This window comes from Bacillus sp. FSL R9-9834 (assembly GCF_038006905.1).
In the GTDB taxonomy this organism is placed as follows: Bacteria; Bacillota; Bacilli; order Bacillales; family Bacillaceae_G; genus Bacillus_A; species Bacillus_A pacificus.
Genome location: NZ_JBBOWD010000001.1, coordinates 2,242,624 through 2,255,981, shown reverse-complemented (window position 1 = coordinate 2,255,981; position 13,358 = coordinate 2,242,624). Strand labels below are relative to the sequence as shown.

Annotated in this window: 16 protein-coding genes and 2 pseudogenes; 4 read left to right on the top strand and 14 right to left on the bottom strand. The window is 33.9% G+C overall.

From position 1 onward, the window contains the following. Positions 1-639: 639 nt before the first annotated feature. The 7 genes from MKY00_RS11700 to MKY00_RS11670 form a co-directional block, all read right to left on the bottom strand. The gene (locus MKY00_RS11700; protein WP_016717416.1) at positions 640-1,176 is read right to left on the bottom strand and encodes a C1q-like domain-containing protein; all 537 of its coding nucleotides are present in this window, start codon (positions 1,174-1,176) and stop codon (positions 640-642) included. Positions 1,177-1,419: 243 nt separating this feature from the next. Next, positions 1,420-1,731 (bottom strand): hypothetical protein, encoded by a 312-nt coding sequence (locus MKY00_RS11695; protein ID WP_016717415.1) that lies wholly within the window; start codon positions 1,729-1,731, stop codon positions 1,420-1,422. After that, positions 1,713-2,735, bottom strand: coding sequence for an anti-sigma factor (locus tag MKY00_RS11690; RefSeq protein WP_016717414.1), 1,023 nt, complete (start codon positions 2,733-2,735; stop codon positions 1,713-1,715). The genes MKY00_RS11695 and MKY00_RS11690 overlap by 19 nt, the downstream gene beginning before the upstream one ends. Next, positions 2,725-3,225 carry a sigma-70 family RNA polymerase sigma factor gene (locus tag MKY00_RS11685; RefSeq protein ID WP_016717413.1) on the bottom strand — a complete coding sequence of 167 codons (501 nt, stop codon included), beginning with the start codon at positions 3,223-3,225 and terminating at the stop codon, positions 2,725-2,727. Before MKY00_RS11685 ends, MKY00_RS11690 begins: the two co-directional genes overlap by 11 nt. 605 nt (positions 3,226-3,830) lie before the next feature. Then, entirely contained in the window at positions 3,831-4,082 is a 252-nt protein-coding gene (locus MKY00_RS11680) for a DUF3947 family protein (protein ID WP_016717412.1), read from the bottom strand. A 58-nt stretch (positions 4,083-4,140) separates the two neighbouring features. Next, complete coding sequence (locus MKY00_RS11675; RefSeq protein WP_016717411.1) at positions 4,141-4,494, bottom strand: hypothetical protein; 354 nt, start codon at positions 4,492-4,494, stop codon at positions 4,141-4,143. 585 nt (positions 4,495-5,079) lie between these two features. Then, positions 5,080-5,205 (bottom strand): hypothetical protein, encoded by a 126-nt coding sequence (locus tag MKY00_RS11670; RefSeq protein ID WP_016717410.1) that lies wholly within the window; start codon positions 5,203-5,205, stop codon positions 5,080-5,082. Between the two features lie 248 nt (positions 5,206-5,453). Here MKY00_RS11670 and MKY00_RS11665 point away from each other — a divergent pair, with 248 nt between their 5' ends. Beyond that, on the top strand, positions 5,454-6,062 hold the full coding sequence (locus tag MKY00_RS11665) for a hypothetical protein (RefSeq protein ID WP_016717409.1): 609 nt from the start codon (positions 5,454-5,456) through the stop codon (positions 6,060-6,062). 388 nt (positions 6,063-6,450) lie between these two features. On the opposite strand, the pseudogene MKY00_RS11660 reads toward MKY00_RS11665, so the two are convergent. The 6 genes and pseudogenes from MKY00_RS11660 to MKY00_RS11635 form a co-directional block, all read right to left on the bottom strand. Further along, positions 6,451-6,942: pseudogene (locus MKY00_RS11660) on the bottom strand (terminase small subunit); the annotation flags it as partial. Between the two features lie 62 nt (positions 6,943-7,004). Further along, a complete protein-coding gene (locus tag MKY00_RS11655) occupies positions 7,005-7,616 on the bottom strand; it encodes a hypothetical protein (RefSeq protein WP_016717408.1) in 612 nt (203 codons plus the stop codon). Positions 7,617-7,811: 195 nt separating this feature from the next. After that, positions 7,812-8,267, bottom strand: a complete 456-nt coding sequence (locus tag MKY00_RS11650) for a DUF3908 family protein (RefSeq protein WP_016717407.1) — start codon at positions 8,265-8,267, stop codon at positions 7,812-7,814. Between the two features lie 474 nt (positions 8,268-8,741). Next, the gene (locus tag MKY00_RS11645) at positions 8,742-9,191 is read right to left on the bottom strand and encodes a hypothetical protein (RefSeq protein WP_016717406.1); all 450 of its coding nucleotides are present in this window, start codon (positions 9,189-9,191) and stop codon (positions 8,742-8,744) included. Next, positions 9,192-9,845, bottom strand: coding sequence for a S1 family peptidase (locus MKY00_RS11640; protein ID WP_016717405.1), 654 nt, complete (start codon positions 9,843-9,845; stop codon positions 9,192-9,194). It lies immediately after the preceding gene. 66 nt (positions 9,846-9,911) lie between these two features. After that, positions 9,912-10,289, bottom strand: a complete 378-nt coding sequence (locus MKY00_RS11635) for an ArpU family phage packaging/lysis transcriptional regulator (protein ID WP_016717404.1) — start codon at positions 10,287-10,289, stop codon at positions 9,912-9,914. 506 nt (positions 10,290-10,795) lie between these two features. Here MKY00_RS11635 and MKY00_RS11630 point away from each other — a divergent pair. The 3 genes and pseudogenes from MKY00_RS11630 to MKY00_RS11620 all read left to right on the top strand — a co-directional run bounded on the left by MKY00_RS11630 (position 10,796) and on the right by MKY00_RS11620 (position 12,717). Further along, positions 10,796-11,116, top strand: a pseudogene (locus MKY00_RS11630) (site-specific integrase). 129 nt (positions 11,117-11,245) lie between these two features. Further along, the gene (locus MKY00_RS11625) at positions 11,246-11,560 is read left to right on the top strand and encodes a thioredoxin family protein (RefSeq protein WP_016717403.1); all 315 of its coding nucleotides are present in this window, start codon (positions 11,246-11,248) and stop codon (positions 11,558-11,560) included. A 275-nt stretch (positions 11,561-11,835) separates the two neighbouring features. Then, positions 11,836-12,717, top strand: coding sequence for a cation diffusion facilitator family transporter (locus tag MKY00_RS11620; RefSeq protein WP_016717402.1), 882 nt, complete (start codon positions 11,836-11,838; stop codon positions 12,715-12,717). On the opposite strand, the gene MKY00_RS11615 is transcribed toward MKY00_RS11620, so the two are convergent. Next, entirely contained in the window at positions 12,707-13,342 is a 636-nt protein-coding gene (locus MKY00_RS11615) for a phosphatase PAP2 family protein (RefSeq protein ID WP_000833365.1), read from the bottom strand. The genes MKY00_RS11620 and MKY00_RS11615 overlap by 11 nt on opposite strands. Positions 13,343-13,358: the final 16 nt, after the last annotated feature.

Sequence of the window (13,358 nt, the reverse complement as noted above, 5' to 3'; positions counted from 1 at the left end):
TAGTTTTTAACGTATCAAATGACGCCATTCAGAAAAGAGCTTGATAGCTAGATCGGGCTCTTTTTCTTTTAAAATATCCTCTGTTAAATTCGTGTATTCATTCATCTAAAATATTTTCCTTCTTAATTGACCATAAATGTATTAAAATCTTTATATAATCAAGGAGGTCAAATATGTTCAAGTTGCATCCGATTCTACTCATCTTAGGATTTATTTTATTTTTATATAGTGTAATCGCCTTAATGTTATTCCTTTCCATTCAATAACAATACCTACAAAAACTTATGTTAAATATGTAATTTCTATATAGTTAAGAAAAAGCCCGTAATTATACGGACTTTTATGTATTTGTAAATTAAGATGTCTTTTCTATTCCATACGCCGACTAGCAAATGTAATGCCAGAGAACTTTTACAACCATGTTACTCGTTTCGTTGTAGGCTTTTTATTGCCTGCAGAATATCTATTACTCATAATAAGATAGCACTTTCAGCCTTACATCCTAGCATGCAAAATTCTCTTAAAACAAACTATATTAAGCCTATTTACTTATATATTTTAGAAAAACAATAATAATCCCCCCCACCACTTGGTAAAGGGGATTAACTAAACATGCTGAAAAATATTTTATTCTATTCGTTATTTAATTGGCGAAGGGAATCTTGCAGCTTCAAAATGTGAGCCGTCTTCTGAAGTACTTAAAACTCCGTCTATGCTACTTTGTGCATAAACCTCAACTTGATCTCCTTCATTCAATTGAATAATCGTCGAAACACTTACTACATTTCCAAAACTTATTGGACCAAAAAAATCATTATCTATAGCTATTGCTGCGTTTCCATTTACACGAATTTCTACACGAGCTCTATAATTTAAGTTAAAATCGTTTGGAAAGAAACCAATCGTTCCAATAATAGAGTAAACCCCTCTAGTCTTCGGAATAAAAATAGACGTTGCCGGATTATACTCATTTGCTAAATCAAATTGTTCATCTTGGAACAATACCTTTACAAAAGTATTGGCAGGAACCGTTTGATCCACCGTATTTCTAGCTCTAAATGCTGATGCCCTTATAAGCATGTCCTTGTTGTTATTACACTTACTCGTGTTCTTACAACAATCATGCTGTTTCTTTTTATACTCTTTACAAAACTTACAGTAGTTATAGCAAGACATACTAGTTCCCCTTTCATGCTTATTCCTACATATTATGTAAGAGGGACTTGTAATGTTTGGACGAGCTATTATTTTAGTACTATACTTGCCACCTATTTTATGTGTACGTGAGCGAAAAAGATATCAATAAAAACACAACCTAGATGTATAGTGCACTCCATTCAAATTTGATAGATTCTTCTCTTATTTATTTTACTTTCAATATAAAAAAGAGCGAATCTACATTCGCTCTTTCCCACATATTTATGGCCCAAAACTTATCATCCAACCTAACATAAATCCAAAGAAAGCAAACAGCAGCATAAAAACAAATAAACTACAAGCCCACAATGCATATTTTCGACTTTTTCTTTTTGTGATCATACCTACAACTGAGCACAACACTCCAATACCAACTATTTGTAGAAAACCTTTACCTATAAATGTTTCTTGAATAAGCAATATAATGTTCAAATACATTAGAGCTAAAAAGGCAATAATTAATGAAATAGTCCCCATCCACGATTCCTGTTTATACATATGATTCTTTCTTTTTTTTAAGAATGCCAATTCCATAACCTCGCTTCACCTACTTTCAATTTTCTAACTTTTTCGTGGCTCATTAATTTTTCAACTTCTCCTTTAGGTCCAGTTACAACTGCCCCATAAGTTTTCACCCCATTTTTTTCAAGGAAAGAAATTCGCTTTGACAACTCTAATACTTTCGCTCTAGATAGCTTCACTGCTAAATTTTCATGCTTCTGTAATGACTTTAAAACAGTAATAAATTGTTCCTCATGAGGTGAATCACTTTCAAAAGCACCACTTGGACTTGCAATCATATCTGCCGGGAAGCCAATCGGGGCTACATACATACCCTCATCATTCGTTTGCTTCTCCTCTAATCCTGTATTAACGGCATACCAAACGATATCAATAGTAGGAAACATATCTGTTACTTCTTGTACACTTAATAATTCCCTAAAAGACACAAATGCTTCTACAACAGACTCTTGCGGAAGACCCTTTAATACCTGTGCTTCTTCGCTACTATTATAGGACGCATTATAATTATTAGGATGAGACAATACTTCGTTATCTATATACGGGATTTCTGGAATTTTTTCATCTGTTGTATATTCACGGCTTACTTTCGTTGCTGTACTTAATACATAATCTGTTTTCTCTTCTCCTATTCGAATATCTTTCTTTCCTACCCTTTTATACAAATCAAAATGCAATTGCAAACTAAGCGGTAGCAATGTTTGCTCCATGTCCCTATCTTTCAAAAATACATTTGGTTCTGTTACACTTAACGTTTGATTTACTACATTCCGTATCTCCATTGCGTTTGTAGGTGCCAATGTATAATATAAGAGTGTAGATATATATAAAATAGGTTGAATGAGTAATAAAAAAGTAAATACAATTAAAATATTCGTAATACGCGCTCTTTTTTTACCTATTTTCAACACTTGCTCTTGTTTTCCATCAGGTAGTGAAGCCGGTCTTTGCTGAAGAGCTTCTTGTAACAATTCTTTATAATCATCTTGTTCAGAATGAGGTTTATCATTTGTCATTTTGACTCTTTTCCTCCTTTAACAATTCTTTTAATCTCTTTCTCCCGCGAAATATGTGACTTTTATACGTGTTTAACTTTAAATCTAATACAGATGCACCCTCTTCGTACGTTAATTGATGTACGTCACATAATAAAATTACTTGCGCCTCCACCACTGGTAAAGTATGAATAATCTGAATTAATTTTTCGTAACTATTTTTTGCGACCACATACTCTTCTATGGATTCCCCTGCTTGTATTGTCTCTAATTCCTCCGTTCCTACAAAGGTTACTTTTTTCTCTTTCCTAACAAAATCAATAAACGTATGATATGCCACTTTAAATAGCCATGATTTTACCTTTTGGTTTTCATAGTCTTCTAAATAAAGATACGCCCTATAAAAAGTCTCCTGCATCAAGTCCTCCGCTACGTGATGGCTACGAGAAAGGGAAAATAAATACCGGTACACATCGTTTATATAAACCTTATATATTTCTTCAATCTCCATCCCCCTCCTCCTTTCATATATAACACGAATAAACAAATTAAAAAGTTGCATTATTTTACCTTTTTTCTTTTTTTATTAATAAAAAAAGAACATTTATACATTTTAATAACTATTTACAATTATAAACAAAATATGTGATGCTATAACTGTGAATATCTTTCAAGATTAGAAAAAACGGTTCGAATCTTATTTGTAGGTTAATAGTTATAAGACAATCGTCCTGTTCGATATAACCACAGATAGGACTTCGTTGTACATCACGACAGGATTCGCGTAAGTAAATGTTCATGTACCCTTTCATATAGCGCCACTAACCATCATTTTTCATGATAAAATAATTCCCACTTTTTCTTTAATCGGTACCTTCTCATCAAAAAACAATTGTAGTATGTACGGAGATTATCTCATCAGTTAATTACAAATTGTAGGTGGGGACTATTTAGCGCCTGCATATACACCTCGCCATTTGCGGGTAATAAGACTCCAAAAAAAATTTCGGCACATGCGAGAAAGTTAGGTAGGAGCCGGGTCGCCCGTATATGTCCAATTAGTGAGGACTAATAATCGGTTTGGGTTACCTGCCCCCTACTGATTAAACTTTCCATTTATAAATTAAATACAGTTCCATATGGGATAGTAAGAAAAGAACTTCCATACGGTGTGATTTGATGCACTGGGTAAACATACTCCATAGATGAATAATACGGCTGGATACCTTGTTGTTGCATTTGCATTTGTTGTTGCATTTGTAACGCTTGTTGAACAGCTTGAACTGTACTTTGTGCTCCGCTAAACGTTATTGATGTACCATACGCTGGTCGCATACCTGCTTGAGAAGCAAAACATGAATAAAACATTCTCCCCACCCATTTCTATTTCATTTATAAAAAACTGTTAACCTACTTTATATTCGTTTCACCCCCAAGTGAAATGATATATATATTCTCCCGTTACACTTTGATTAATCCCATTAATTCTAGCAAACCTCATTAAGTCCGCCCCTTGAAGAAAATACATCGCAAGCATTACTGGAACTTGTGACCACATAAACTGATAAAGCTCCTCGACTCTCAAGTTGGTCGAAACAATTAAATCATTTACAGGTCCTTGATTCCATACAGAAGTTCTAACTGAAATAAACGGAAGATCCTTCCCATTCACCACTATTCTTACCATGCTTTGAGTTATGTCCACATCAATTCCCTCCATCATTACAAAAATCGGACCTGTGTATTTACTCCTATGGTTATAAATATTCTTGCCTTTCATAAATGACTAAGGCAAACCTCTATTTTTCACTTCTATTCAAATGAATTTATTTATTACAGTAAAAAACAAATGAAATTTTAGTATTACTCTCCCTCAAATTCCGTATTATTTAGATCATTTATACCCTTGTTCGCTTTTACAATCCGGTATGCAAAATTACATATCTTATTATCTCAATATTACTTTATTAACTACAATTTGATAGGAATTCATTTGTATCACCTGATAAATCAGCGTTTGTAATTTAATTCCTTATTTAAAATTCCACCCTTTTATTTTTAAACACTATATTCGAATAATTATATTGGAATTTCTTGTTGTATACACATCTATCTTTTTCAGGTATTATATACGAGAAGAGTAAGGTAAGAGTTACTCTTTGCCATTTTAGGAAAGGTCCTGTTGGAAACAACAGGACCTTTTTTCGTATAATTGCATTTTCGTTTATTTCCGACTTATAACCATTTTATTATTTATCAAAAACACTATGCTCACATATCACACATCTGTAAATCAAAGAATGTGCATGCGCTTTATAAAGAAAATAAACAAGCACGTTATTCGTCATTTTGACGATAGCCTGCTTCACTCATCTACTTTATTTGGTTTCTTTGATTTTTCATTCTCTTCTTTCTGAGCTTTCTCCACTACTTTTAAAAACCCTTCCAATGCTTTTTTCGTATTATTATCATTTAGTGAGTGTAGATCCATTGCAGTTACCTCCTCTTAGAAAGTATTCCATGATTACCAAACTCAATAAGAAACACAAAAGCCACGGCACTCAAGCACCGTGGCTGGATATATAAAATGAATTTGTATTTTCTTCATTCTTGCGGATCAGCTTTACAATAGCCATTGTGTATGAACATCGGTTTTTCTAGCATCTAGTTTACCTCCTTAAAAATGCAGGATTTCCCTTTCCAATATCGAATTAGTAATGTTTGGAAAGGGGGTGTAACATGGCGGAAATTAAAGTGGGACTTACACAATTTTTAGACTTCACACTGAAAGGTAGTGCAGCTAAAACGAATTTTGTCAAGAATCTAAAATCTCAACCTGAATATCACCCGGTTTTTGATTACTGGAAACAATTACGAGAAACTGTTATTAAATTCCATAAAAACAAACTAGCTTTTGACTGTTTTGAAACATTAGTACAAACTGTTGATCAGAAGAAAAAGCAAAACTACATTGATGTTATAAAGCAGTACAAAAAATTTATTAAAAACAAAGACGTCTCTTGGTTTGATCCAGGTAAATCACATTGGTTATCAGATAATTTAATCGTCCGCTCATCACCTGAACTCGGTTTGCTCATTAATGATGAGCCGCATCTTATTAAACTGTTTTTCAAAGGAAAAAAAGAGCGAATTGATAAATATAACATCAACTCAACACTGACATTATTAAATGAGTCAACATTTTCAAATGAATATAACGATGTGAATTATACGGTCCTTAACATCCAAAAGAACAGAATGCATACGAATAACTCTATTAATAATGATCATTTAATAGCTCTCGAATCCGAAGCCCACCAGCTTTCTTATTTATGGAATAAGGTGTAAAAGGGTATAGGTATAGGTATCTATTTCAATACCTTGTTCATGCGTATTCGGGGCACAATTTTCACAAATCCAATTCGTTTAAATGAAGCTCACCTTCTTGTTTCTCACAAACAATGCAGGGTGGGCGTTTTTTAAAAACAGTTTCTTTCACCATTTGTTAGTCACGCTTCTTTCACCCACCTTACTTTATTTGGTTGTGATTATTACCGGAACTTAGATAACGCCTCCCTAATCTCTTCTCTCACAACTTCACGAATAAGTTCTTATAACAATTCCTCTAAATTCATATTTGCATCCCCTACATCTTTTTTTGAATTTCCTGCTTGTTGTTTCATTCACTCATAAAATTTGTTAGAAACGTTACAAGGTTCGGATTTTTAAGGTATAAACCTTTTTCATCTTTTACAGCTCCAAACGGCCCCATCACTTCTACAACTTTTTGACCAAGGGTTACTTAATTCGTAATATCAGCAAAAGCAATCTTGATGTACTCATTCAATACATCCATCGCTTCCACAAAGATATTCTCAACCATTTCGCCTTTAATCTCTCGAATGTATGATGCTCTTGGCATAACCGGCTTTCAATGCAGCTTGTGTACCGTTGAAATACTTCACGTAATACAAACAAAAGAGCCGCTCTTGTTCCGTCAGCTCTTCATCATCTAGCATCTTTTTAACTTGGCTTTTGTCTTGGGATTTTTAACATTGGTAACGTTACCTTTTAATTGTTCGTCCCATTTATCTTGTGATTTCCACTTTCTGATCTGAGATGGCTTTAGGTTTAATTCCTTTGCAATCTCAACAAGTGGCTTCTCACCATTACTTGCTTTGTATATTTCGAATTCCTTATCACGGTCTGGACTACGTTGTCTCGCCATCTACATTTCACCTGCCACCTCACGTTCGAGTTTGTTTTGTACAAAATAAAAAGCGCCTATTTTTAGGCGCTTTCAACATTATTATCCACTTCTTTAATTTCCTGTCCTATATCCTGTTTTTTCTTTAATTCTATACATCTTTTGATTATTTTGTAATAAAACAATCTTTTTTTCATGGCTCTATTATGGCTCCAAACGGTATACATACACATAGCACTAATGCCAAACAATAATGAGTAAAAAATAAAAGTTGCAACCTGATCTAAAGAAGTATGAAAAGATTCATTGTATACCTTTTGCATTTCGCTAATTGCATCTTCTTTGTTTTCACTATTATCTATGAATGCTTTCCCAAATAAATTAAACAGAGTCTGAACGTATGTATTATAGAAAGTAAAAATAGCTACTGTTGTACCCACAAGAATTGAACTCCATATACTCAATGTCGTTTGTTTAAGACCAGATTGCTTATACATATCTGTCTCTATTTCTAGGCTATCCTCTAAAAGGGATACCTCTTCTTCCGAATGATCTTGCGTTGCTTTTTCAATAAACTCTTCACATTGTTTAAAAGTAATGTTTTTAACCGTACTCTTTTCACCACAATATTCTTTTAATTTCCCATCCATATAAGAAGTAACATTTGTGAATTTAGGATCTTTTCTAACATACATCTAATCATCCTTCTCTTATATCATATTATAAATATAATATCATATAAGAGTTCGGATTGTTAATACCCATTAAAATTATTTTATTAAGTTTATTAGTTCGTATTTTGAAATTCTTCCATACATACATCGGTCCTCCAATAATGCCACATTCGAGTTTGTTTTGCGCAAAAGAAAACGCACCCAAATGGGCGCTTTTTATAAAATCGAATAAATTCTTTCAATTTTATTAATGAATGAATGCAATTTTTCACCATTACCATCCACAATACTATTTAATTCGATTGTTTTCCCTGTGTTAAATACAATTTCAAGTTTATTAGGAAATTCCTTATTTGGATCCCCTTCCAAATAAGACAGTTTTACCTCATCTATATTTTTATACTTCATTCGAGTTATTGTTGCTAATTCTTCACATTCCTCATCAAGTATAAATTCTCCAATTACAACTTCTTCCTCAAGGAAGAAATATAACTGATAATTTTTATCTTTTTCGAACATATTTTTCGAATAAAAAATACTGTCATTTGAAAATGTATGGAATTTTCTCACTAAGTTTTCTACGTATAAAAATTCCGTTTCTCTTCCATTACGCAGTGCTTGTTCTCTAGCTGTGTCAATTTCAAAATAATCATTTTTCATTATTACTTTCATTTTTCTTTCCCCTTTATCATGTATTTTCAATTATGTATAGGCTCCCAGGTTCCTATAAGATAACTCTACCACCTATTCCATAAAATGGACAAATTGAAAATGACATTTTTGGGGATTTCACAAAAAAATATTTTGTATCACCAATCAACCCAGCAAATTTACCAGGCTCAATAAGAAACACAAAAGCCACGACACTTACGCACCGCGGCTGAATATATAAATGTATTTGGTCTTTTCACCCTTTTCATTCTCCGTCCATTCCGACCGAGTAACGTTTTGATAAAGGGGCTACGCTATCCCCACACTATTCTTTTTCCAAAGAACTGTATAGGTATAGCGTAATATTGATTTTGTTTTGAGAAATCCCCAAAAACATCCCCAAGTTTGTCCCCTTTTTTGTCGATAAATAAAAAAGCCCTGCCATATAGACAGAGCCAATTCGAACTAAACCTAAGTATATGATCACGTGAAAAATTAATTATTAGATGATTCTACCCTACATGCACACCAAGCATTCACTCCAATTTTAGAAATAACATTGAATATTAGAGCTACTGCCGGTAGTATTAAAGCTGGCGTTGCTCCAACTATTGGAGCAAGATAAGCCGTAATTATAGTTATTATTGCAGAGCCAGCTCCTTTGCATTTAGCAAGTATTTCTTTTCGTTCTTCTACATATTTTTCTTCATTACACATTAGTGCTCCAACTTCATCTTTCAATTTTTCCACGAACGAATTTTTTTTAACCTCCGCTCCAAACGGAAATGTATTAGCAGGTCCATTAGCTGAAAGCCATACATTAGCAGCATCCTCATAGTCTAAACCATTTTCCAACAACTTCTCAATAGTATTTCGTTGGTATGCTGGTAAAGCTTCCAAATAATTAGCATTAGGTTCTAAAACATCCCATATATGCATGTCCATTTAAATCATCTCCTTAATATATTCAGCGGAGATAACATGAGTAGTTTGGTGTAATGTATGCGGATCCACGCCACCAAGGCTCATTCCTCCCCCGCCTCCTGGAGCATATGATCCAATTAACATACCAATAACATTGTTTGTATTAGAATCAAAAACCGGGCCACCTGATTGCCCTGGTCTAGCTTGGGTATTTAACACAATATGTTTACTTTTAATACCTGTTCCCTTAGAGTCGATAAGAATTTTCGCTCCAACTTGTGTCTGATGTAAAGTTAAAACAAATCTATCAAAATCGGCATGTGGAAAACCAAACACGCTGACATTAGACCCAGGGAAAATATTATCTGTGCCAGTTAAATCATAGATTGGGGCAATAGGTGACTTAATTGATAAAATACAAATATCTTTAATAGGATCAATCGCATGAATTTTTGCATCAGCGAAAGCGATTTGATTGTCAGAGGTATCTTGATAATCAAAAAAGCTATATTTAGGAGGCAAAATACACAGATTTCTATCATCTCCGCCTGTAACATGCATTGTCGTTGCAATTAATCCCTCTCCAACTACGAAACCAGTCCCCAATAGTTTCGCTCCTTGTGGATTATTTCTTGCAATACATACAATAAACTTACTTAAGCTTTCATAAAGCATACATACACTCCTTCTATTGAATATTTACCTATACAAATATTATCAGAATCCTACTAAACTTAAAAGTTATATAATCCCCAATGCCGTAGCAATCAACTGAATAGCACTTCTTTTCTTCTCGTAAAACGGATCACGTTTCATCATCAATTCGTTGTACACATACGAATCTTTAACCTTCCGATTCCCAAGGTACTTCATCTCAATTATCCTGCGTTCATCTTCATCAAGAGCATGTTTTAGCGTCCGTTCAATTTGTTTAAAACGTATCTCATGATTCTTACCGTCACCTTTCATTTTAGGAAAAAGAACAACACATCTAGCTTGAGCCTGTTCTTCTTGATTCTTCATCCGGACGCACAATACTTTGTAGTTTTTCAACTCCTTCACCACAAGTCTTCGCATCTCCTTTTCATCGATGTCTTCGAAAAATGACAATTGATTCATACGATACGGTGCCTCTCAGTTCGATTTAAGTAATGGATTAATTTGACACTATCCTTCGCATATAATAAGCTATTTATATATTATTTTGGTTTTAAATACTGTTTGTTCAATTCAAACACCCCTGACCTTAGTGAAATGGCTAAGTACTGATGGAGGATGGTTTACTGCCACATTTATTGCTGGTTTAATTTCCAACTCCATTCAAGTAGTTTCTAACTTCTTGGTGCAGAAAAAATTATTACCGGAGGTAATGCTTATGCTAATCAATTTCGCTATTTTCCTAGGTGCTCTAGCACTTCCTCAGGGGACCTGGTTGGTAATTTAAAATAGGGTGCAATATGAGCTTTATGTAGGGATACATCACCAAATACATTCTTAAAACAGTGCCTTTAATGATGTATTCCTGCAACTAGGATTAATTGTTATTTCCACCGATACTCTCCCTCTGTTTATCTAACCCCTCGTTCACAACAAACACTTCAGGAAACTCACTTAAACACAAATCGATGATAGTTGTTAGCTTCCAAGATTTCATCTATTTTAAAGATCAATCATTTGTACTACTTGAAATTACTTTACAGACATTTCAAAAATGGATTCAAAAAATAAATAAAGAATGCTATAACAAAGGGTACAATAATTATGATTTAATTTGCTCAGCCTATAATAGTAACCCACGCAATTCAGAAGTTTGACACAGCTCATGAAAAAGCTTATAAAGAAAAGTAAGGTTCCTAATATTCGTTTCTAGGATCTAAAAGATTACAAGTAAACGTTTAGTAGGTATCACACTGGACACTTATTGAGATGTTGTACCAGGAATTTAAGAAACTACGGTGGATCAATTTGCAAACGAATTATTCGGACAGAAAACTTTCGTTAGAAGTTTTCGTTTCAAAGCAAATACACCAACTAATCAACCTAAAATATTAATAGTAAAAAAGGAGAAACAAAACATGAAAGAAATCAAATCAGAACAAGAATTCAAAGACATCATCGCAAGTGAGGAGCCAGTAGTTGTTAAGTTCTTTACTACATGGTGCCCAGATTGTGTTCGTATGGATAACTTTATCGGAGAAGTAATGGAAGAGTTCAATAAGTTTGAATGGTATTCTATTAATAAAGATGAGTTCCCAAGTATCGCTGAAGAGTATCAAGTAATGGGTATTCCAAGTTTACTTGTATATCAAAATGGCGAGAAGCTAGGCCACTTACATAGTGCTAATGCAAAAACTGAAGAGCAAGTTACTGAGTTTTTAGAAGCATACTAAGATGAAAACCCTCTGAAAAATATTTTCTAGAGGGTTTTTATTTTTTCAAAATTAGCTGTCAGAAGTGTACATATTTGAACTCCCTTCTCCTCTCTTAAAAAATCGCGTTCATACCCTAACTTTGCACTTTACAACATATTTTTCCTTCACGAAACTTTGTTATCCACTTCTTAAAAAGCTATAAAACGTCAACAATGTTTGTATAGACCCACACGACTTTCGTTTGATACTCTATTTATAGAAAGAAATTCCTTGTAGAAAGGTGAGTGATTAAAATGGATACTCTTTCTCATAAAGAAGCTGATAAAGGTGCGATTGTCAGCATTATGGCCTACATATTTTTATCCTCTATGAAAATCATCATCAGTTATATTACCCTCTCTAGCGCATTACGTGCTGACGGTTTAAATAACTTAACGGATATCGGTGCTTCTTTAGCTATATTAATTGGTCTAAAAATCTCTCGGAAACCTCGTGATCCAGATCATCCTTATGGGCATTCGCGTGCAGAACAAATTGCATCACTTGTTGCTTCTTTTATTATGGCAACGGTCGGATTAGAAGTTGTTATTAGTGCCATTCAATCTTTTTTAAATCCGAAACAAGCTGCACCTAATGTACTTGCTGCATGGGTAGCTTTATTTTCTGCTGTCGTTATGTACTGTGTGTATTTGTATACGAAAAAGATTGCAGCACGAACAAGAAGTAAATCATTAGAAGCAGCTGCAAAGGATAATTTATCAGATGCCCTCGTAAGTATTGGTACAGTAGTAGGTATTGTCGGTTCGCAGTTCCAAATGCCTATTTTAGATCCTATTGCTGCTTTAATTGTCGGTCTTATTATTTGTAAAACTGCATGGGAGATTTTCATAGAATCTTCTCATATGTTAACGGATGGAATCGATCCAGATAAGATGGAAGAGTACGCTGATGCGATTGAACATATTGGTGGCGTGGAAAACATCGTAGATATTCGCGCTCGTATGTACGGGAATCAAACGTACGTTGATATTACAATCGAGGTAGATGCTCGTATGGATGTTGGAGAAAGTCACTGTATTACTGACAACATCGAGGCAATGCTTCGGAAAAAATTTGGCATTTATCATGCACACATTCATGTTGAACCAATGGAAAAAGAACCTATTATGACATAGGTTCTTTTTTAATGAACGTTTTATGAAATATAACACATAAAACGAGCCAGCTACCGCCAGCTGCCCATCCTGCTAATATGTCAGATGGATAGTGAACGCCAAGATATATTCGGCTAACTGAAATAGATAATACAACAAAGCTCGCTATAAAAATAATCAACAATTTTTTATGCAACGTAATACGTTCTTCTGTAATCGTGACGTATGCAATAAATCCTAAAAAAGCAGTAGCATTCATCGTATGACCGCTCGGAAAACTATATCCAGTTGCAGTAACAAGCTGTGTTACATCAGGTCTTGCTCGCTCGTACCATAGTTTAAGCATACTGTTTAAATAACGAGATCCATAATAATTAATTGTTAGAAGTAAAGCACTAAGCAACTTTTTTCTAACGAGAAAATACATTACAAGAATAATGAGTAACGGAAAATATATTCTTTTGGAACCGATAAAAGACACCCAAGTAAAGTAGGCTGTCAAATAATCGTTTCGAAAACTTTGAATAAAATGTGCGACTATATTGTCAAATTTCTCAATACAAGCGGTATGATACGAAAGTGATAATACGACAAAACAAATGAGTAGCGTAAAACTTAACAAGTATAAATGTCGATATCGTTTCACATACATAACCTCACTA

What these genes read in the sequence shown, in the direction of transcription:
- MKY00_RS11685 (WP_016717413.1), bottom strand. Translation starts at nt 3,225, where the DNA reads ATGGAGATTGAAGAAATATATAAGGTTTATATAAACGATGTGTACCGG.
- MKY00_RS11620 (WP_016717402.1), top strand. Translation starts at nt 11,836, where the DNA reads ATGGATACTCTTTCTCATAAAGAAGCTGATAAAGGTGCGATTGTCAGC.
- MKY00_RS11650 (WP_016717407.1), bottom strand. Translation starts at nt 8,267, where the DNA reads ATGAAAGTAATAATGAAAAATGATTATTTTGAAATTGACACAGCTAGA.
- MKY00_RS11625 (WP_016717403.1), top strand. Translation starts at nt 11,246, where the DNA reads ATGAAAGAAATCAAATCAGAACAAGAATTCAAAGACATCATCGCAAGT.
- MKY00_RS11655 (WP_016717408.1), bottom strand. Translation starts at nt 7,616, where the DNA reads ATGTATGTTAGAAAAGATCCTAAATTCACAAATGTTACTTCTTATATG.
- MKY00_RS11675 (WP_016717411.1), bottom strand. Translation starts at nt 4,494, where the DNA reads ATGAAAGGCAAGAATATTTATAACCATAGGAGTAAATACACAGGTCCG.
- MKY00_RS11690 (WP_016717414.1), bottom strand. Translation starts at nt 2,735, where the DNA reads ATGACAAATGATAAACCTCATTCTGAACAAGATGATTATAAAGAATTG.
- MKY00_RS11695 (WP_016717415.1), bottom strand. Translation starts at nt 1,731, where the DNA reads ATGGAATTGGCATTCTTAAAAAAAAGAAAGAATCATATGTATAAACAG.
- MKY00_RS11670 (WP_016717410.1), bottom strand. Translation starts at nt 5,205, where the DNA reads ATGGATCTACACTCACTAAATGATAATAATACGAAAAAAGCATTGGAA.
- MKY00_RS11640 (WP_016717405.1), bottom strand. Translation starts at nt 9,845, where the DNA reads ATGCTTTATGAAAGCTTAAGTAAGTTTATTGTATGTATTGCAAGAAAT.
- MKY00_RS11665 (WP_016717409.1), top strand. Translation starts at nt 5,454, where the DNA reads ATGGCGGAAATTAAAGTGGGACTTACACAATTTTTAGACTTCACACTG.
- MKY00_RS11680 (WP_016717412.1), bottom strand. Translation starts at nt 4,082, where the DNA reads ATGTTTTATTCATGTTTTGCTTCTCAAGCAGGTATGCGACCAGCGTAT.
- MKY00_RS11700 (WP_016717416.1), bottom strand. Translation starts at nt 1,176, where the DNA reads ATGTCTTGCTATAACTACTGTAAGTTTTGTAAAGAGTATAAAAAGAAA.
- MKY00_RS11635 (WP_016717404.1), bottom strand. Translation starts at nt 10,289, where the DNA reads ATGAATCAATTGTCATTTTTCGAAGACATCGATGAAAAGGAGATGCGA.
- MKY00_RS11645 (WP_016717406.1), bottom strand. Translation starts at nt 9,191, where the DNA reads ATGGACATGCATATATGGGATGTTTTAGAACCTAATGCTAATTATTTG.